The organism is Arthrobacter sp. C2, from assembly GCA_024207135.1.
Taxonomy (GTDB): domain Bacteria; phylum Actinomycetota; class Actinomycetes; order Actinomycetales; family Micrococcaceae; genus Paeniglutamicibacter.
On the sequence record CP042428.1, the window covers coordinates 1220261 to 1237924 of the forward strand.

The following is a 17664-nucleotide window of genomic DNA, read 5'->3' on the forward strand; positions in this document are numbered from 1 at the left end:
GGCCGAGGATGAAACGGCCTCCCCGGGGTACCGGGCAGTGCCGGTGGCCTCGACCCTCCGGTCGGTACGTGACGGGTTTCCCTTTGGCCGCGCCGGCCCCGGGTCGCCTCGGGCTCCAGCACACCGCTCCGGGCCTCACGGCACCCCCTGGCTACGGCATCTTGCCGGCAAGGATTCTCTTGGCGGCGGTCCCGCGATTCCCGGAGCATTTTTTGGTGTAGCCGGCGTTCCTGATGTCTCCGCCCATGGCCTTGGCCATGCAGTCGGCCACCTGCTCGGTGCCGCCGCCATTGTTCCGGCCATAGATCTTGTTCAGCCGGGCCTCCATTTTCCCCATGCCGTTTACCCCGTGAAGCTTGACCGCGAGTTTGAATGTCCGGATGTGGGCGCATTCGTGCAGGGCCACGAATTTCATGCCGCCGCCCTTGGAATAGTTCGGGGACATTTCAATGCGGTAGGACGGGTACCAAGCGGTGCTGGAGTAGTTCAGCTGTCCCCCGTACTTCTTCGGGGCATAGACCACTACCTGGTTCGGGCAGTAACGCTTCATGTAGTCATGGGCAGTCTTGATGTATCCCTTGTAGTGCTTCGGGTTCATGTGCTTGATCTTCGTGGACGGGCTGGTCCAGGCCTTTTCGTAGGCAGTCTCGGACACCCGGACCCGGTACTTGACGGAGACGGTTGCCGATTCCTTCGGAGTCGTGAAACGGCCGGTGGCATCGCCATACTTGCCCTTTTTCAGGATGATCTTCTGCACGTTCTTCCATTTGCCGCCGCGGTATTGCTGGAGGTAGGCGGTCCTTGTGGAGAGGATGTAGCTGAGTTGCACCGAATCCGAACGCCGATCTCCGGCGGCAATGTGCCCCTCGGCATCCTGGAACAGGTTCCCCCATCCACCCAGGTAGCCCTTGGTGGTCTTCCTCGCGTACTTCGCGGTCGTTGCCTTGGAAGTCGCCTGGATTTTTCCGGCTCGAGTGACTACCGCGCGCAGGGCAACGGTTCCTTCCTTCCCAATGGTGAAGCTGGCGTTGGCGGAATACCCCTCGACGGCGATCTTGCGCGTCCATACCTGCTTCCAGGTCTTGCCCTTCAGCGCCTGGACGGATAGAACGCTGCCCTCGGGCAGGTCGCCTTGAATTTTCAACGTCTTCTTGGGGTTGTGCTGCTGCCCGCTGGCATGAAGGCTGACGAAGGGCTTCGACGGCCCCGTGCCGGCGAGGGCGCGGTACCCCGCCGCAGACGAGTACGCGGTTCCCTGGCCGGGCTTGGCGCCTTCGGCCCGAAGTTCAATGTTCGCGGTCTTGGCAAGTTTGAACGGGATGCGCAGCGTGTAGCTGCTGGCTGTGGCGGGCTTCGAAGCCTGCCACAGCGTCACGTCCTTGCCGGCAACCTGCTTCAGCCTGACGGTCAGTCCGCGTCCGTCGGTCACCTTGACGACAGCCACATTGATGTTCTTGTCGGGGATGACAAGCTGGAGCCGAGGTTTTGTTGGCGCATCATAGGCGAGCTTCAGGATCGGCGATGTGTGTTTCACGCTCGTGCCGGACAGGACGGCGACCCGGAAGGAATGGGTGCCGTTGCCGGTGAGCTTGTAGGGCATTTCCATGGCTTCCGCGTAGTGGTCACCAAACCTTGCCCCGACTTCAACCTTTGTCCAGGTCTTGCCGACGAGCCGCTGAAGGACCGGGGCCTGCCCCAGCAGGCCCGACCCAACCACGGTGAACGTGGCTTGGTTCTCCCACGTCTTGCGGGGAGCGGATGCGAGCTTCAGTGTTGGCACCGGAATCGACGAGAGGACGACCACGTTATTGGAAACTGCTGCGACCTTGCTCCCGGCGAGAGCCACCACACGGTAAGTGAACTTTCCTGGAGCGGTCACATCGTGGGTCAATTCCTCTTGGGAATCAAAGTGGTTGTCGAACGCTCCAGTTGTCGCCACCGTTTTCCACGCTGTGCCTTGGAGCACCTGAAGGCTGACGTTCTTCCCTGCCAGCCCTCGACCCTGGACATTAAAGCTTGCAGAAGTGTCCCACTTGGTTGGCTGCTGCACCGTCAATTTGAGGCTGGGCACCGGGATCGACGAGGTGACCGTCACGATGTTTGAAACCGGCTTGGCTGTGGTGCCCTGAAAGGCGACTGCGCGGTAGGTGAACTTTCCTGAAGAAGTTAGCTCGTGCTCGAGGTTGACCTCCTCGTCAAAGTGGCCGTAGAACTGTTCGCTCGTGGCGACGGTCGCCCACGTGGACCCGCGCAGCACCTGAAGCCGAGCCTGATGTCCTTCCAACCCGTTGCCGAGCACGTTGAACGAAACAATTGCTTCGCCGGGGCCTGGAGCCGTGGCGGTCAGCTTCAAATGGGGCGCCGGAATCGGTGATGCGACAGTGATTGTCCTAGAGGCAGTGGTCCCGGAGCTGAGGGCTGCCCGGAAGGTCTTGGAACCGGAATCGGTGAAATCGTGATCGAACACGATTTCTTCACCGTCGAAATCCACCGTCCAATCCGAAGTCTGAACCGTTTTCCATGTTGTCCCCGACTGCATCTGCAGGGTGACCTTTTTGCCGATCACCCCTTCTGCCGTGACCGTCATTTGCACCCAGCTGTCGCCGGGCGAAGCCGACTGGACACTCAGGCTCAACGAGCCCGTCACGGCGGCGGCCGGGCCGCCGGCGGCAAGAACCCCCGCCAAACCGACGAGCATCGCCATCAAAATTGCTGTCATTCTTCTCAAGATGATTCCCCCAAGAGGCCGTTGCCCCGTACTGTTCCTGCGAGTCGGTTGGCCCGCACGAGCACTATCCCCAGGCCGACCGTCACGAACATTACTACAATTCCCGGCACTTTCACCGGCTGACTAGTAACGAATTATTCACGGACAATGATGAAGGCCAGAAATGAGATGACGGGGTGCAATATTACGGTCTCGTGGGCGAAAAACGCGGCCTCGGACAACACCTCGGATGCGACGCGTTCGAGCTGTTCAGTCACGAAAGCGGCCCGAATCGTGAATTGTGCCCACCATCACAAAATGCTTTTCTTCCCCGAAGACGCCAAAGCATCAAGTTTCACACCTGGAAAGACGCTGAAATCCGCATGAAATCAAGGTATTTGGCATGCCGCGCGTTCATGGAATCACTGATTTTATTTCCACGGCACTTTCTGGTTATGATTGTCTGCGTCGCAAGGACGGGCTCCGCACGGGGCGCTGACCGAAGCGACTAAGCACCTCTAGCTCAATTGGCAGAGCAATTGACTCTTAATCAATGGGTTTCGGGTTCAAGTCCCGAGGGGTGCACGGTGAGAAAGACCCGATCTGTTTCGACAGGTCGGGTCTTTCGTTTTCCCGCTGACGTCGCCCAAATCATGGGAGCCCGCTGATAGGCTCCGCTCATGGACGAACAGCTGGCATCCTTCCTTCGCGATTTTTCCAAGCTCACGACCCTGGCCTCCATGGCCTCCGACGTCACCGGCGGCACCCCGCTGCTGCCGGCTGTCGCGGCGCACCTCGGCACGGAGCCGGGGCGACTGCCCGTGGTGGTCGAATCCTTTCCCGCACATCGGCTGGCGGACGCCTCGGGAATCCTGAACGATCTGGTTGAAGCCGACCCCGGCGCACGGATCCACGGACTGACCGGCCAGCAGCGCCACCACATGGACCTTTCGGACCTGGTCTCCAGCAACGGCATGCATGCCGGGTGGCTCGGCGAGCCGGACTACGAGACAGTTTCGGTCGGCCCGGACGAGGAACGCCGAATCGTCTCCTTCGGACTCTTCCTTTTCACCCGCGCCGGAACCCCCCTGGCGGTGCTGATGCGGCAAGCCAATCCCCAGTACGGCCGCGAACTCGCCACCGTGGAAGTCCTCGGCGCCAGCCCGGATGCGGTGGATGAGTTCCTCAAGCACTTCAAGACGTCCCTTCGCGAAAACAGCATCTTCCGCGGCCACGTCATTTCCTTCACCGCCAACGACTATTCCTCTTCCGCCGCGGGGATCACCTTCCACCGCCGGGCCAACGTGGCGGCCGGGGACGTGGTGCTGCCGCCGGGGACCCTCGAGCGGATCGAGGCACAGGTCCTGGGCGTCGGCGAGCACCGCGAGAAGCTCCTGGCACACGGGGCTCACCTGAAACGCGGAGTACTGCTCTACGGTCCTCCGGGCACCGGCAAGACGCACACGGTGCGCTACCTGGCCTCGGCGGCGGCACGGCACACCGTCATCCTGCTCTCGGGCAACACCCTTGCCTTCGTCAGCGAGGCCGCGCGAATGGCACGTGCCCTGCAGCCGGCCATCGTGGTGCTCGAGGACTGCGACCTCGTTGCCGAGGACAGGAGCTTCGGCCATGGGCCCCAGCCACTGCTCTTCGAGGTGCTCGATGCCATGGACGGGCTGGATACCGATGCGGATGTGGCGTTCCTGCTCACCACCAACCGGGTTGAGCTGCTCGAGGAGGCCCTGGTGCAGCGTCCCGGACGCGTCGACCTTGCCGTGTCGGTGCCGAGGCCCGATAGCGCGGCCCGGCGCGCGCTGCTGGAACTCTACGGATCCAGGCTCAACCCCTCGGCACGCACCATCAAGGACGTCGCCGAGCAGATCGAGGGGACCACCGCCTCATTTGCCAAGGAACTGACCCGCCGCGCCATCCTGCTTGCTGCAATTGCCGGCGAGGAGCCTTCAGATGCGCATCTCTCGGCGGCCGCCACCGAGCTCATGTCGGATGCCGCGTCGTTGACCCGCAGCCTGCTGGGAGGGACCGGGGAGAACGGATCGGAGCCGGATCCCGAATCGAGCCACGGATACTTTGGAGCCGGGCCCGGGATCGCTCCGGGAGGCCACGGACCCGCATCCATGGGCTGGTCCTGATTCCCTGAAGCCCCTTCCGCGGCGGCACCATCATCCGCTGACCGAGTCCGTCACCAGCCGTCGTTGCGAATGGCGGCACGCGTGCGCGCGGAGCGCGAGCCCACCCGGTTGGTCGAGCCGGTGCGATGGATGCGGGACAGCTGGTCTTCAGGCGTCCCGGCGGCACCCGATGCCGCAAACGCCACGCGCTTGGCGACGAGTGCCTCGGGCAGGGCGAAGCCCGGTGACGCTGCCTGGCGGTTTTACTTCGACATGGAAAGAGCCCTACCGTTAGTGATTGAATGTTTTCAATCACTATCGGTAGGGCTCACACTCCCAAATGCCAAGCCGTGCTGTCGGACCCCTCAGGCGTCCAACTCCGCCAGGGCCCCCATGGAACCACGGGCCAGCCACGCGACATCCGAATGCAGGGCAATGAACTCGGCACCCTGCTCGCGATACCAACGCGCATCTTCGACGCTGACGGCGAAGGCACCCACGGCCTTGCTTTCAGCGCGTGCCGCGGCAATGATCCTGGCGATCGCCTCGCGCACCGCCGGGTGGGTCGGCTGCCCGAGCAGGCCCATGCGGGCCGAGAGGTCCGCGGTGCCGATGAACAGGCAATCAACCCCGTCGACGGCTGCAATCGCCTCGACGTTCCCCAGCGCCTCGGCCGACTCAATCTGCACGATGGTGCACGCCTGGGCGTTGGAGCCGTTGACGTATTCGGGGTCAAGCCCGAAGGTCCCGCCGCGCACCAGCCCGGCAACCGCGCGGATGCCTCCGTTTCCACCGTCCGGGAAGCGCATGGAGCGCACCGCGAGTTCGGCGTGCTCGGCGGTGTTGACGTTGGGAACCACGATGCTCTGGCAGCCAATGTCCATGGCGCGCTTGACTAGCATCGCGCCGAGCTCGGCAATGCGGATCAGCGCCTCAGCCCTGGCACCGGCGTCGCGTGCGGCACCCAGGGCTCGCAGCTGCTCGGTGGCGCTTGCCGGGTTGCTGGGGGCATGCTCGAGGTCGATGACCAGCCAATCAAAACCGCAGTGAGCCATGACCTCGGCCACGGCCGGGGAACCCAGGGTGAGCCACGCGCCGGTGCTGGGGGCTCGGGCGAGAAGGGACTGCTTGATGATGTTCGTGCGCATAGAGAGGACTCCTTGGGCATTTGTTTGACGACTGAAAGGCTTTGTCGGCGTCGTCCGCCAATCACGCAAGAAATCCCAAGCTAGGGAACATTTTTGAGTTTGCTCCCGATTGTTACTAGGTCCAGTCCGCCTCGACTGCCTAACACTGGGCCGCCCTAGTTTAGCTGGACGAAGGCAGATGTCTGTGGATCGTATCTGAGACGTTCCAAAATATCCGACGCGTTCACGCCCAACTCCGTTGCAACCCAAACTCGAACGGTCAGAAGGCTTTCCCTCCAACGATTTAGCAATTCGAGTTCCGTTGGTAGTTCTCGATTCGCATGCTTTATACCGTTGTACGCACTAACCGTTCCATTGATCCAGTCGAGGCCATCGAAGGGGATCGCTTCACTCACATCTTCATGAATGCGTTCAAACCTGCGGCGCAAACTCGCCTTACCTGCGGCTGCCTCACTGAGTCCGTCTCGTAGGAGGAGCAGGAATCCAAGAGCTTCAAGCCCGGGCCCAACTTCAGCCATATGTGTAACCGCTCCAACTCCCTTGAGAAATCGATCGGAAATAATAGGATCCAGTGCGCGTCCAAATTCTTCGCGCAGTTGGAGCCATTTCTCGAGTCCATTTTGCCCAATCTCATCGAACTGGATCAAGTGCGGTCGATACCCCGACGGCTTCGTGGCCTCACTATCGTTGGCTTCGGCGGGAATTACTGTCCGCCACTGCTCTCCATGCGTTTTGCCATCCAAAGTCCGAATTGGGTCATCCAAACGCAAAACGCTAACGACTTCACATGTCTCTTCCACCCATCTTGACAGCATCAAGAGATCACGAAGCCCAAGATGCATACCCAAAGAGTCGTGCCACGTTGTCGGCTTTTCCATACGGCTTTCGCAGTAGACGATATCTCGAACGGTAATGCTTTCGTCGTCCTGAGCCCGTTCAGTCTTCCAACTCGGGTTCAAAGTAAGTTCAGCACCAATCCGCACCGGCTCCGCGGCTTTTGCTTTGAGGGTGAATACTCCGGCTTTCCTGTCGAAATCTTCACTGAGACTGCTAACGCCGAGCCATTGCCGCAGGCCTGACACTTCTGACCGAATCCCATGCACAACCAAGAAATCAATATCGTCGTCAACCCCGATAATGGCGTATTTTGCCCAAACCCGGCCAGATCCAGAATCTAAGTTGTGGTGGTAGCCCCGCGGCCAACAGTCAACGAGCATGACCTCGCCATATGAATCAGAAAATAGTAGCCTCTTGGGGACTTTCCGCTCGTAAACTTTTGAATGAGAATCCCGTACAAACCACTTTGCATATGGGTCATCGAGGCTCGGCCAGGGAACGACGATGCTGATGCCGCGCTCATCGCGTTCTAAGACAACATTGACTGGATGAGTGTTCTTATCAAAGTCGATCAGGCTGCCCATCCGACGGGTACCGATACTGAGTTCATTGGCCATGCTGTGATTATAGAAGTTGCAATGTCCCCCGCTTTGACTTCCACTCTCAGCTGACCTGACACGTTACAGTGCCACCAGAATGAGAACATCGTTTTGTCAATGCATCCCTTCGAACCAACAGGAATGAGTAGTGGCTCCCCTCCTTTTGGCCCCTGTTGCATCGAGGCCTGATGGAAAGACCGGTGAAATTCTCAACGCCTGAAATTGAAACACACAACATCCGAACATTTCATGTTTCCCGTTCGTAAAAACATTCACTTGCAACAAGACAACGCAATCGGTGTGTACGTTCGATAGGCTCGTAGGCAGACCTCCATCCACCCCGTCGGTTTCCGTCGGGCATGCCAATGCCCCGAGGACTCCGGCCCCCATGCCTAGGGAGCACCCACACCGATGAGTGATAACACCACCGCCGAAGCCGTCCGCCTGTCCGCCGGCGACGCCGCCCCGGACTTCACCCTGATCGATGCCCGCGGCCAGGAACTGACCCTGTCCTCGCTGCGCGGGAAGAAGACCATCGTGTACTTCTACCCGGCCGCCTCCACCCCGGGCTGCACCAAGCAGGCCTGCGACTTCCGTGATTCCCTCGAATCCCTGGCCTCCGCCGGCTACCAGGTCGTGGGTATCTCCCCCGATGCCCCGGCCAAGCTGGCCAAGTTCACCGAGAAGGAAGAGCTGACCTTCCCGCTGCTGGCCGACGAGGACCACGCCGTGGCCGCGGCCTACGGCGCCTGGGGCGAGAAGAAGAACTACGGCCGCACCTACGAGGGCCTGATCCGCTCCACGATCGTGGTTGACGAGAACGGAATCGTTGAGGTGGCTCAGTACAACGTGCGCGCCACCGGGCACGTGGCGAAATTGCGTCGTGATTTGGGAATCGACCCCAAATAAAGTTTCGCCCTCAGCCCAAAAGCGATAAATCGGGCCGAAAATCTCCGCTAGACTGATTCCTGCCGAACTTCGAAAGCGGTTCGCTGCCTTGCGAGCGTGGCGGAATTGGTAGACGCGCTGGATTTAGGTTCCAGTGTCTTCGGACGTGGGGGTTCAAGTCCCCCCGCTCGCACTCCTGAGCCGCAGACCTCCCCTCGGGGACCAGCGGCATCGCGCAGGGCCCCCGGATGATTTCGGGGGCCCTGCTCGTTAACAACCTGCAGCGGCCAGCCACGACCGTGGAGCCCAAAACACTGACGAGGAGTCTTTGGTGCCAAGCCAGCCGCACAGCCTTCAACCACCGAGCGCCAGCCGCCGCGCCTTCCTGGCCGGGGGCCTGGGGCTTGGCGCCCTGGCCCTGGCCGGTTGCGTCCCGAAGGAAACCCCAGCACCCCCCAGCCCCACCGCCAGTTCCGAACCGGCCATCCGTACCTTCCACTTCGGCTCCGCCGCCGACCCGGTGACCCTGGACCCGTCAATCTCCGGGGACAACGAGACCTTCCGCGTCACCCGCCAGATCTACGAGGGGCTCATCGGGGTAGACCGCGAGACCGGCGCCCCGATCCCGCTGCTGGCCACCGACTGGATCGTCAGCCCCGATAGGCTCCAATACACATTCGTCCTGCGCCACGGGGTCAAGTTCCACGACGGCACCGACTTCAACGCGGCGGCCGTGGTCACCAACTTCGAACACTGGGTGGCCCTGCCCGCCGACGTGCGCGCCAACTCCGACCAGGGCTTCACCCAGGTCTTCCGGCACAACGACCAGCTGCCGGTGCTGCCCAAGACCATCCCCAAGCCCGAGCCGACGCTCGATGCCAACGGCGAGGAAATTGTCGACCCGCAGCAGGCTGCCCACCACGCCGCCCAGCTCGAACTGCTCGAGTCGCTGCGCAAGCAACTCAAGGACGACCCCTTCGTGGGCGCCAACACAGGCGGGACAGCCAGCTACTTCGGATCCATCAAGGCCGCCGACACCCACACCGTGGTGCTCACGCTGCGCAAGCCCATCACCGGGCTCATCGAGGCACTCACGCTGCCGGGCCTGGCCATCGCCTCGCCCCGGGCACTGGCCACCGCGCCGGAGTCCGGGCGGACGGACTCGGCGCTCTCCGCGCAACCGGTGGGCACCGGGCCCTACAAGTTCATGGCCTGGAAGGACGGGGCCATCACGCTGCGCTCCTTCCCCGACTACTGGGACGCCGACGCCGTCGCGGCCAACACCACCGCCCCCACGATCGTGGTCTTCCAGGAGATCAGCACGCCGGCCGGGCGCCTGGGCGCGCTGGGCCGGAAGGAAATCGACGGCTTCGACATGGTCACCGTCACGGGCCTGCGCGAGCTGGTGCGCGAGGGCAAGCTGATCGTGCAGCGCGACCCGTATTCGGTCACCTACCTGGGCATGAACCGGTCCAACGAGTGGCTGGCCAAGGACGAGTTCCGCCGCGCGATCGCCCACGGCATCGACCGGAACAGGATCATCGAGCAGTTCTTCATCTCCGGCACCAAGGAGGCCCGCGGCTTTTTGCCGGCCTCGCTGGGCATCAAGACCTCCGACACGTACTACGGGCCCGACGCCAAGCGCGCCAAGGAGCTGCTCGAATCCTGCGGCTACGACGGGACCCCCATCCCGTTCCTGTACCCGCTGAACATCTCCCGGGCCTACCTGCCGCTGCCCGAGCTCATCTATGCCGAGCTCTCCCGGCAGCTGGCCCTGGTCGGCATCAAGATCCGGCCGGTGCCCATCGACTGGACGGACGGCTACGTGTCCAAGGTCCGCTCGGGGAACATCCCGGGGCTGCACCTGCTGGGCTTCAACGGCGGCTACCGGGACCCGGACGACTTCATGGGCGCGCTGTTCGCCTCGAACAACCGGCAATTCGACTACGACTCCCCCATCCTCACCGCCCAGGTGCTGCTGGCCCGCTCCATGCCCGCCGGCGAGGAACGCGTGGCCGCCTACGAGGATTTGTCCAACACCCTGGCCCGGGACCTGCCGGCCCTGCCGCTGGCCTTCCCGATCTCCGGGCTGGCCTTCAACGACACCGTGAAGAACTATCCTTCTTCCCCGGTGCTGGATGAAGTCTTCTCGGATGTGAAACTCAACACTTAATACCACTGGTGTCAAGCCACCAATTTCATCCAGACCCCCGCATCAAGCTAGCCTTGCGTAGAGTCTAGAAGAACTTTCAATGGAGAACCCCTCGTGCCTTCTGAATCCACCAGCCAATCATTCGACGTCGTCCTCATCGGCGCCGGTGTCATGAGCGCAACGCTCGGTACCCTGATCAAGCAGCTGGAGCCGGGGTGGAGCATTGGACTTTTCGAGAACCTGGACCAGGCCGGCCTCGAGTCCTCCTCACCCTGGAACAACGCCGGCACCGGCCACTCGGCCCTGTGCGAGCTGAACTACACCGCCGCGGGCCCCGACGGCACCGTCGACCCGGCCAAGGCCATCGGCATCAACGAGCAGTTCCAGGTCACGCGCCAGTTCTTCTCCCACTTGGTGAAGAACAAGCAGGTCGGCGATCCGTCCAGCTTCATCAATCCGCTGCCGCACATGAGCTTCGTCATCGGCGAGGACAACGCCAAGTACCTCAAGACACGCTATGAGGCCCTGAAGCCGAACACGCTGTTCAACGAGATCGAGCACACCGAGGACCTGGACACCATCAAGTCCTGGACCCCGCTGGTGGCCAACGGCCGCGACGAGTCCCAGCGCGTGGCAGCTTCCCGCGTCACCTCCGGCACCGACGTGGACTTCGGTTCGCTCACCCGCCAGATGACCGACGACCTCGCCGCCAAGGGCGCCGAGGTCAACTACGGCCACCGCGTCAAGGGCATCAAGCGCGACGGCGCCGGCTGGACCGTCACGGTCCGCAACAACGCCACCAAGGCCGCCCGCACCGTCAAGGCCAAGTTCGTCTTCGTCGGCGCCGGCGGCGGCGCCCTGGGCCTGCTGCAGAAGGCCGGCATCGAGGAAATCAAGGGCTTCGGCGGCTTCCCGGTCTCCGGCCAGTTCCTGCGCTGCACCGACGACGCGATCATCGACCAGCACCACGCCAAGGTCTACGGCCAGGCCTCGGTCGGCGCCCCGCCGATGAGCGTGCCGCACCTGGACACCCGCTTCGTCGACGGCAAGCGCTCGCTGATGTTCGGCCCCTACGCCGGATTCTCCACCAATTTCCTCAAGACCTCCTCGCTGCTGGACCTGCCGCTTTCCATCCGCGCGCACAACATCCTGCCGATGCTCGCCGTGGGCAAGGACAATCTGGACCTGACCATGTACTTGATCAAGGAAGTGCTCAAGTCCCGGTCCAAGAAGGACGACGCGCTGCGCGAGTACCTGCCCGAGGCCACGGGCGAGAAGTGGGAACTGATCACCGCCGGACAGCGCGTGCAGGTCATCAAGAAGGACGCCAAAAAGGGCGGCGTGCTGCAGTTCGGCACCGAGGTCATCACCTCCGCCGACGGCACCATCTCGGGCCTGCTCGGCGCCTCGCCGGGTGCCTCGACCGCGACCCCGATCATGATCGGCCTGTTGGGCCGCTGCTTCCCCAAGCAGTTCTCCGGCTGGGAGTCCAAGCTCAAGGAGATCATCCCGTCCTACGGCGTGAAGCTCAACGAGAACCCCTCGCTCTACGCAGAGGTGCGCGCCGAAACCGACAGGCTGCTCAAGCTGGCATAAGGCCCGTGCACGCTCCGGCCCGGATTCCCGCAAGGGAGTCCGGGCCGTCCTTGTCCGTCGTGCAATTCCCTTGAACGGCACGTGCCCGGGTGCTTTGCTTGTTGTGGATGCCCGGTGCTTCTGCCCGCCGACGTTGCGCCGCCACACGGGGACCGACACGACGGCAGGCAGCCAATCCGGTCCGTCGGTGAACAGCACCCGGAAGGACCATCCGGTAAGGACCACGTCATGCTGGGACACGGCTACCTGAACGCTTTGAAGAAGGCCAAGAGCACCGTCTACGGGCCGGGGCGGGAGAAGGTCGGCACGCTGGGGAACATCTTCATGGATGTGCGCACCGGGGATGCGGACTTCGTCAGCGTCCACCTGGGGTTGTTTGGCTCCGAGGAAGCCTTGGTTTCCCTCAACGGCGCGGTGTTCACCGACGGACATCTCCAGGTCCGCTACCCCAAGGACGTCATCAAGCACGCCCCGAACATCGATCCCGCCGCGGAGCTTGGCGACGAGGCCAAATCCATGCTCGATGAATACTATGCGGCCATGGATCCCGGCAACGGTTCGTAGCGCCCGCCAACACCCGGCATCACCCGCAAGCCGCCCATGCACCGCGCCTTGGTCCCCGTCGTCCCGGGCTGGCGCCGGGCCGGCCCGTGCAATCATGCGTTTCCGAAGGGCTGCGGCACCGAGTCTTGGTATTTTCGCGATACTCGTCCGCCCGATACGCCGGCTTGCCCCCAACGGCTTGACACTTCCTTGAACCGGATCGGCAACGGTGTTTGGCTATTGTCAGGAACTACCGGTCGAACCGACGCTGCTGCAGCGGTGCCGGGGCACGGTGCCGGGACCGGAAGGAGGCCACGGATGGCTCGGATGCCTCCGCCGGCCGCCGCACACCAGCGGACCGGCCAGGAGGTACCGGCAGCTGCGCAGCCCAGGGGCACACCGCTGGAGGGGCCAGCCCGGTGCCGGGTCAGGCGCCAAGTTCCTCCGGAGCCTGCAAGGAAGGGAAAACACCATGTTGCAACACGAAAACTTCAAGCCCTTGCTGGAATCCAAGACGAACGTGTTTGGTTCCGACGGCGAAAAGATTGGCACGCTCGGTCAGATCTATCTTGACGACGGAACCGATCTTCCGCACTTTGCCACCGTCAACACCGGGCTTTTCGGCTCGAAGGAGAACTTCGTTCCGCTCACCGATGCGGAAATCACCAATGGCAACCTCTACGTCAAATACACCAAGCATTTCGTCAAGGACGCTCCGGACATCGGCCCAACCGGCCATCTGAGCCCCGAAGACGAAGACCGGCTCTTTGAATACTATTCCCAGGCAGGCCTTGGCCAGGGTCGCGCCGTGGACGCCGGGCAAGCAGAGCCGGACCTGGTCCGGGGGCACCGGGAGCCAACGACCTCCCGCATCCGCCGGTACGATTCCGCGGATGCGACCCGCCGGGAGGAAAACGTGGAGGACCCCGGCCGCGGGGCAGGGCCCGGTTCACCTGGCGACGCAGATTTCCAAGGGACCAGGGACAATGCCCGGAACACGAAGGCCAGGGTCGAGGAAGAGCAGCTGGCAGAGGGACCGCGCACGACAACCGAAGAGGGACCCGAGGCGAGGGGCCCGGGCCCCCTGCACCGCATGGACCCCTGAGCGCGCACCCGCCGCAACAACCGGCGAGAGCGCAACCACCAGCCATTGTCCGTTTTCACTTGAGAAAGAGGTCGTTCGATGGAAACCACAGGATCCGGATCAAGCACCGCCGACTACCGCAGCAATGAACGGCTCTCCCGCGAGAGCCAGGAATTCGGTGGCGTCAAGGTCGGAAGCACCTTCTTTGGCTGGGTCGTTGCGATGGGGATGAGCGTGCTGCTGACAGCGCTCCTCACCGCGTTCGGTGCCGGCGTCGGACTTGCCACGAAGAACGACTTGGGCTCCGCGGCCGAAAACATGGCACGCAACCCGGACGCGGCGGCGTGGATTTCCGCAGCGGCCTTGGTCTTGGTGCTGTTCATCGCCTACTTCTGCGGCGGCTACGTGGCGGGACGCATGGCCCGCTTCCATGGTGGCCGCCAGGGCGTGGCTGTATGGGTCTGGGCCATAGTCGCCGCAATCGTGGTGGCCGCCCTGACGATGGCTCCCGACATCAACTTCGACGCCTGGCGCCAGCTCAACGGCAGCCCATTGGTTCCGCAGCAATGGAACATGGGGTTGCTGGGGTGGATCGTGCTCGCCATCGCCTTGGTGATCCCGCTGGTTGCCGCCGTCCTGGGCGGACACGCGGGCATGCGCTACCACCGCCGCATCGACAGAAGTCTCTAGTCCGGCCGAGCCGAAATCGGCTCCGGCCGCCACGAATTCCGCCACCCCAGGAAGGGAGGGGTACGAAAGGCCCCACCACTGAACCCGGGATGTGCGGGACCATACCGGTGCACGCATTAAGCGGCCCGGCAATGCACCGTTGAACCACAGCAAGGAGGAATCCCCATGGGACTCGGAGACAAGATCAGCAACAAGGCCAAGGAAGCCGCCGGCAAGATTAAGGAAAAGACCGGTGACGCGACCGACAACGAAGAAATGCAGGCCGAGGGCTTGAAGGACCAGGCGGTGGCCAAGGCGAAGCAGGCCGCAGAACGGGCCAAGGACGCAGCCAAGGACATCAATCGCGAGTAGGCCACGGCGAACGGCAGGGAGTCGGCCCGGTGACGGGCCGGCTCCCCTTGCCGTCCGGACACCTGCGGTTCCCTTCCACTGCAGCCACCCGAGCACTGCAGCCACCCGAGGCACGCGGCCCCGGTCAACGGCGTCGGTGCACCACACGGCCCATCTGGCCGGCGTACCTAGAGTTCCGACAGCGGCGTGTCCAGCATCCAGGCCAAGGAGGTGCCGTCCACGTGGCCCTCGCGCATGCCCTTCAGGTGGGCGTTGAAAAGGTCGTAGGGGATGCGCGGCGCCCGGTAGGCCCGTGCCCGGGGATGGCTGAGGCACCGGGGGTTCTGCCACACCAGCAATTGCAGGGTTCCTTCGTCCGCATGCACCAGTGCCGGCCCCGGTTGGATGTCCAGGGACTCCAGCCGCTGGGTCAGCGCCTTGGCCGAGACCCCCGCTTCCCACAGGAAGTCGGCCAGCTCCCGGGGGGTCTGCCTGTTCCAGTCGATCGAGCGCAGCGCCGCTTCCGGCAGCAGGAGGGAAAAGGCGAAGTCGGTGGACCAGTTATCCGAGGAGGGCCGGCGGCGTCCGATGTCCGACTGCCTGCCCCCGACCAGTTCCCCCAGCTCGCGCGCCAGCACCAGGTTGGCCTGGTACCACGCACCCGTGCCGCGCACCACCACATACGTCACCTTGCTGGTGGCCATGGCCCGGGCGTCGAAGGCCGGGCCCTCGCCCACCACGAACACCCCGATGCCGTAGGTGTGCTCGATCGCAGCGGGAAGATCGTAGATGAAGGGGCCCGGCGAATTCGCGGCAAGCCCGCGAACCGCCTCGGCAGCTGCGACCTCCGGCGGCGTTCCCGGTTCGACGGCGGGCACCGACGGGGTGGACAGCCCGACCTCACGGTAGGCCCCTGCCGGAAACGCCACCGTCTCGGCCACCCGGTCCGGGCGTTCGGTGCCGATGGGCGGACTTCCGCGGTCCCAATCCGCCGGCTCGTGCCCGGTGCCTCGCGGGTCGCCCGTCACCAGCCACTGCAACGAAACCCGCAGGATCTTGGCCAACGCGGCCAGCTCCCCCGCGCTGAAATTCCGCTGTCCACTCAACGACCGGCTCAAGCCATCCTGCGTCATGGAAGCCTGCCGGGCAATCGCCGCCTGGTTCAGACCCCCGTCGTTCGACCTGATGGCATCCATGACCCGCAGACGGATTTGTTCCATTGCCCCTGCCTTCCCCAATCCTGGATGGTTTCCCGGCAGAGCGGCCACCTTGGTGCACGCACCGCTCACGTCCCATGCACAGCATTGCCGCACCAGGGCCTCCATGTAAAGGCATTTTCCCCTCCTGCCGCTTTGCGCCGGCAACGTCGGTCCCGGGATCGGGCAGGTGGGTGTCGGAATCCTTGACGGTGCCACCGGGACGCGGCACAGTAGCACCATGCCGGAGAGATCCGGCCCGGCATTGGCCATATGGGTGCCGGCGGTCCCGACGAAGGAGAACAGCATGAACCACCTTTGGCGCCAGGAGCACCGGCCCGTCTCCGCCCCCCGGTGTCATTGATCGATGCGGCGCATAGGCTGCATCCACGGCGCCGACGGGCCGGCGCGGGCCCGCCGGGCCCCGTCGTGCCCCAGGTCCCTTTGCCACGCGGGGGCCGACGGCGGACAGCGGCTTCACGCCTCGTTTCAAGGAAAGGCATAGCCCATGAGCACCTTTGGCATCGAAGAGGAATTCTTCCTGCTGGATCCCGCCTCGAGACTTCCTGCCGTTCCCGACGAAGGCACCCGGGAGCGGTTGATGTCGATCCGGGCCGGGGCCAGCACACCGCAACATGAGCTGTTGGACTGCCAAGTGGAAATGGCGACACCGGTGTGTTCCGCATCCGACGAGGCACTGGCCTCATTGCGCGGGTTCCGCCGGAACCTGGCGACCACCGCGTCCGCCAGCAACCTGGTGGCGGTTTCGGTGGGCGCCGCTCCCCTGATACCCGAAGGCCCGGCAACCATCGCCCCGGTGGACAGGTACCGGCAGATACACCGCTACCTGCCTGGAATCAGCAGCCAGCAATATGTCTCGGGCATGCACGTGCATGTGTCGATCGCGGATTCGGAGGCCGGGGTCCTGGCGTTGAACGGCGTGCGCAGGTGGCTGCCCATGCTGGTGGCGATCGGTGCGAACTCTCCATATTGGCGGGGCATGGACACCGGTTTTGCCTCCTGGCGCAGCATCCACTACCGGATGTGGTCGGTCCAGGGGATCCAGCCCCACTTCGCCGATCCCGAGGACTACTACAGGTTCCTTTCCCAGGTCCTGGGATCCGACGTGGTCCTGGATGCCGGCCACATCGGCTGGGCGGCGCGCCTCTCCCAAAACTATCCAACCATCGAGATCCGCGTCGCCGATGCTCAACTGAGGGCCGCGGATTCGGTGGCCCTGGCCCTGGCCCTCAGGGCACTGGTGGAAACATGCGTCCACCAGCCTCTGCCCGAATCCGGGTTGCGCAGCGAAATGCTCGATCTCGCCTACTGGCAGGGAGCCAAACACGGCCTGGACGGAAGCCAGCTGGACCCCGAGTCCGGGCGGTCGGTGTCCCCCGAGCAAATGGTGGGGGCCCTGCTGCGGCGCATCGGCGATGCCCTGGAGGAAAACGGGGACAAGGAGGAGGTGGAAACGGCGTTCGGCCGCCTGCTGGCCGATGGCAATGGTGCGCGGCTCCAGCGAAACAGCCTCGCCTTCGGCGGCCTGGAAGGCGTGGTCGGCCGTGCGGCCGCACTCATGGTGGAATGAACTTGTTGAATGACCTTGCTCAACGACGTAGTGGAACAACAACTCGTTGAATGGCAACGCCTTGCCGGTGGCTTCCCCGCCGCCACCTGCGCTGCGCACCTGCGGGGGTAGCTGCGCACCTGCGGGGGTTCGGGGCCGCGACTGGTTGCTGTGGGCCCCCCGGCTCCGATGGCA

14 protein-coding genes and 2 tRNA genes are annotated in these 17664 nt (G+C 63.6%); 11 read left to right on the forward strand and 5 right to left on the reverse strand.

Features of this window, described 5'->3' with window-relative positions; genetic code table 11:
- Nucleotides 1-151: 151 nt before the first annotated feature.
- Together FPY90_RS05685 and FPY90_RS05690 are read right to left on the reverse strand one after the other, a co-directional pair.
- Nucleotides 152-2719 carry a hypothetical protein gene (locus tag FPY90_RS05685; RefSeq protein ID WP_498684368.1) on the reverse strand — a complete coding sequence of 856 codons (2568 nt, stop codon included), beginning with the start codon at nucleotides 2717-2719 and terminating at the stop codon, nucleotides 152-154.
- 143 nt (nucleotides 2720-2862) lie between these two features.
- On the reverse strand, nucleotides 2863-2985 hold the full coding sequence (locus FPY90_RS05690) for a hypothetical protein (RefSeq protein WP_498684370.1): 123 nt from the start codon (nucleotides 2983-2985) through the stop codon (nucleotides 2863-2865).
- 234 nt (nucleotides 2986-3219) lie between these two features.
- Here FPY90_RS05690 and FPY90_RS05695 point away from each other — a divergent pair.
- Together FPY90_RS05695 and FPY90_RS05700 are read left to right on the forward strand one after the other, a co-directional pair.
- A tRNA-Lys gene (locus FPY90_RS05695) sits at nucleotides 3220-3292 on the forward strand.
- 95 nt (nucleotides 3293-3387) lie between these two features.
- Nucleotides 3388-4857, forward strand: coding sequence for an AAA family ATPase (locus tag FPY90_RS05700; RefSeq protein WP_498684372.1), 1470 nt, complete (start codon nucleotides 3388-3390; stop codon nucleotides 4855-4857).
- Nucleotides 4858-5201: 344 nt separating this feature from the next.
- On the opposite strand, the gene FPY90_RS05705 is transcribed toward FPY90_RS05700, so the two are convergent.
- Complete coding sequence (locus FPY90_RS05705; protein WP_498684373.1) at nucleotides 5202-5984, reverse strand: HpcH/HpaI aldolase family protein; 783 nt, start codon at nucleotides 5982-5984, stop codon at nucleotides 5202-5204.
- A 155-nt stretch (nucleotides 5985-6139) separates the two neighbouring features.
- Entirely contained in the window at nucleotides 6140-7438 is a 1299-nt protein-coding gene (locus FPY90_RS05710; protein ID WP_498684374.1) for an ApeA N-terminal domain 1-containing protein, read from the reverse strand.
- Nucleotides 7439-7831: 393 nt separating this feature from the next.
- On the opposite strand from FPY90_RS05710, the gene bcp reads away from it, so the two are divergent.
- From bcp to FPY90_RS05750, 8 genes are all read left to right on the forward strand, one after another.
- Entirely contained in the window at nucleotides 7832-8329 is a 498-nt protein-coding gene (gene bcp, locus FPY90_RS05715) for a thioredoxin-dependent thiol peroxidase (RefSeq protein WP_498684376.1), read from the forward strand.
- Between the two features lie 90 nt (nucleotides 8330-8419).
- A tRNA-Leu gene (locus FPY90_RS05720) sits at nucleotides 8420-8501 on the forward strand.
- 138 nt (nucleotides 8502-8639) lie between these two features.
- Nucleotides 8640-10481, forward strand: a complete 1842-nt coding sequence (locus FPY90_RS05725; RefSeq protein WP_498684378.1) for an ABC transporter substrate-binding protein — start codon at nucleotides 8640-8642, stop codon at nucleotides 10479-10481.
- 93 nt (nucleotides 10482-10574) lie between these two features.
- On the forward strand, nucleotides 10575-12056 hold the full coding sequence (locus tag FPY90_RS05730) for a malate:quinone oxidoreductase (protein WP_498684379.1): 1482 nt from the start codon (nucleotides 10575-10577) through the stop codon (nucleotides 12054-12056).
- A 228-nt stretch (nucleotides 12057-12284) separates the two neighbouring features.
- Nucleotides 12285-12620 carry a hypothetical protein gene (locus FPY90_RS05735; RefSeq protein WP_498684382.1) on the forward strand — a complete coding sequence of 112 codons (336 nt, stop codon included), beginning with the start codon at nucleotides 12285-12287 and terminating at the stop codon, nucleotides 12618-12620.
- Between the two features lie 451 nt (nucleotides 12621-13071).
- The gene (locus FPY90_RS05740; protein ID WP_498684383.1) at nucleotides 13072-13704 is read left to right on the forward strand and encodes a PRC-barrel domain-containing protein; all 633 of its coding nucleotides are present in this window, start codon (nucleotides 13072-13074) and stop codon (nucleotides 13702-13704) included.
- Between the two features lie 78 nt (nucleotides 13705-13782).
- The gene (locus FPY90_RS05745) at nucleotides 13783-14373 is read left to right on the forward strand and encodes a hypothetical protein (RefSeq protein WP_498684384.1); all 591 of its coding nucleotides are present in this window, start codon (nucleotides 13783-13785) and stop codon (nucleotides 14371-14373) included.
- A 165-nt stretch (nucleotides 14374-14538) separates the two neighbouring features.
- On the forward strand, nucleotides 14539-14724 hold the full coding sequence (locus FPY90_RS05750; protein WP_071216585.1) for a CsbD family protein: 186 nt from the start codon (nucleotides 14539-14541) through the stop codon (nucleotides 14722-14724).
- 167 nt (nucleotides 14725-14891) lie between these two features.
- On the opposite strand, the gene FPY90_RS05755 is transcribed toward FPY90_RS05750, so the two are convergent.
- Nucleotides 14892-15923, reverse strand: a complete 1032-nt coding sequence (locus FPY90_RS05755; protein WP_498684385.1) for a helix-turn-helix domain-containing protein — start codon at nucleotides 15921-15923, stop codon at nucleotides 14892-14894.
- A 484-nt stretch (nucleotides 15924-16407) separates the two neighbouring features.
- Between FPY90_RS05755 and FPY90_RS05760 the strand changes: the two genes are divergently transcribed.
- A complete protein-coding gene (locus tag FPY90_RS05760; RefSeq protein ID WP_498684386.1) occupies nucleotides 16408-17490 on the forward strand; it encodes a carboxylate-amine ligase in 1083 nt (360 codons plus the stop codon).
- Nucleotides 17491-17664 lie beyond the last annotated feature (174 nt).

Coding starts and splice junctions, on each gene's coding strand:
- FPY90_RS05685 (WP_498684368.1), bottom strand. CDS start 2,719: ATGACAGCAATTTTGATGGCGATGCTCGTCGGTTTGGCGGGGGTTCTT.
- FPY90_RS05700 (WP_498684372.1), top strand. CDS start 3,388: ATGGACGAACAGCTGGCATCCTTCCTTCGCGATTTTTCCAAGCTCACG.
- FPY90_RS05705 (WP_498684373.1), bottom strand. CDS start 5,984: ATGCGCACGAACATCATCAAGCAGTCCCTTCTCGCCCGAGCCCCCAGC.
- FPY90_RS05710 (WP_498684374.1), bottom strand. CDS start 7,438: ATGGCCAATGAACTCAGTATCGGTACCCGTCGGATGGGCAGCCTGATC.
- bcp (WP_498684376.1), top strand. CDS start 7,832: ATGAGTGATAACACCACCGCCGAAGCCGTCCGCCTGTCCGCCGGCGAC.
- FPY90_RS05735 (WP_498684382.1), top strand. CDS start 12,285: ATGCTGGGACACGGCTACCTGAACGCTTTGAAGAAGGCCAAGAGCACC.
- FPY90_RS05740 (WP_498684383.1), top strand. CDS start 13,072: ATGTTGCAACACGAAAACTTCAAGCCCTTGCTGGAATCCAAGACGAAC.
- FPY90_RS05745 (WP_498684384.1), top strand. CDS start 13,783: ATGGAAACCACAGGATCCGGATCAAGCACCGCCGACTACCGCAGCAAT.
- FPY90_RS05750 (WP_071216585.1), top strand. CDS start 14,539: ATGGGACTCGGAGACAAGATCAGCAACAAGGCCAAGGAAGCCGCCGGC.
- FPY90_RS05755 (WP_498684385.1), bottom strand. CDS start 15,923: ATGGAACAAATCCGTCTGCGGGTCATGGATGCCATCAGGTCGAACGAC.
- FPY90_RS05760 (WP_498684386.1), top strand. CDS start 16,408: ATGAGCACCTTTGGCATCGAAGAGGAATTCTTCCTGCTGGATCCCGCC.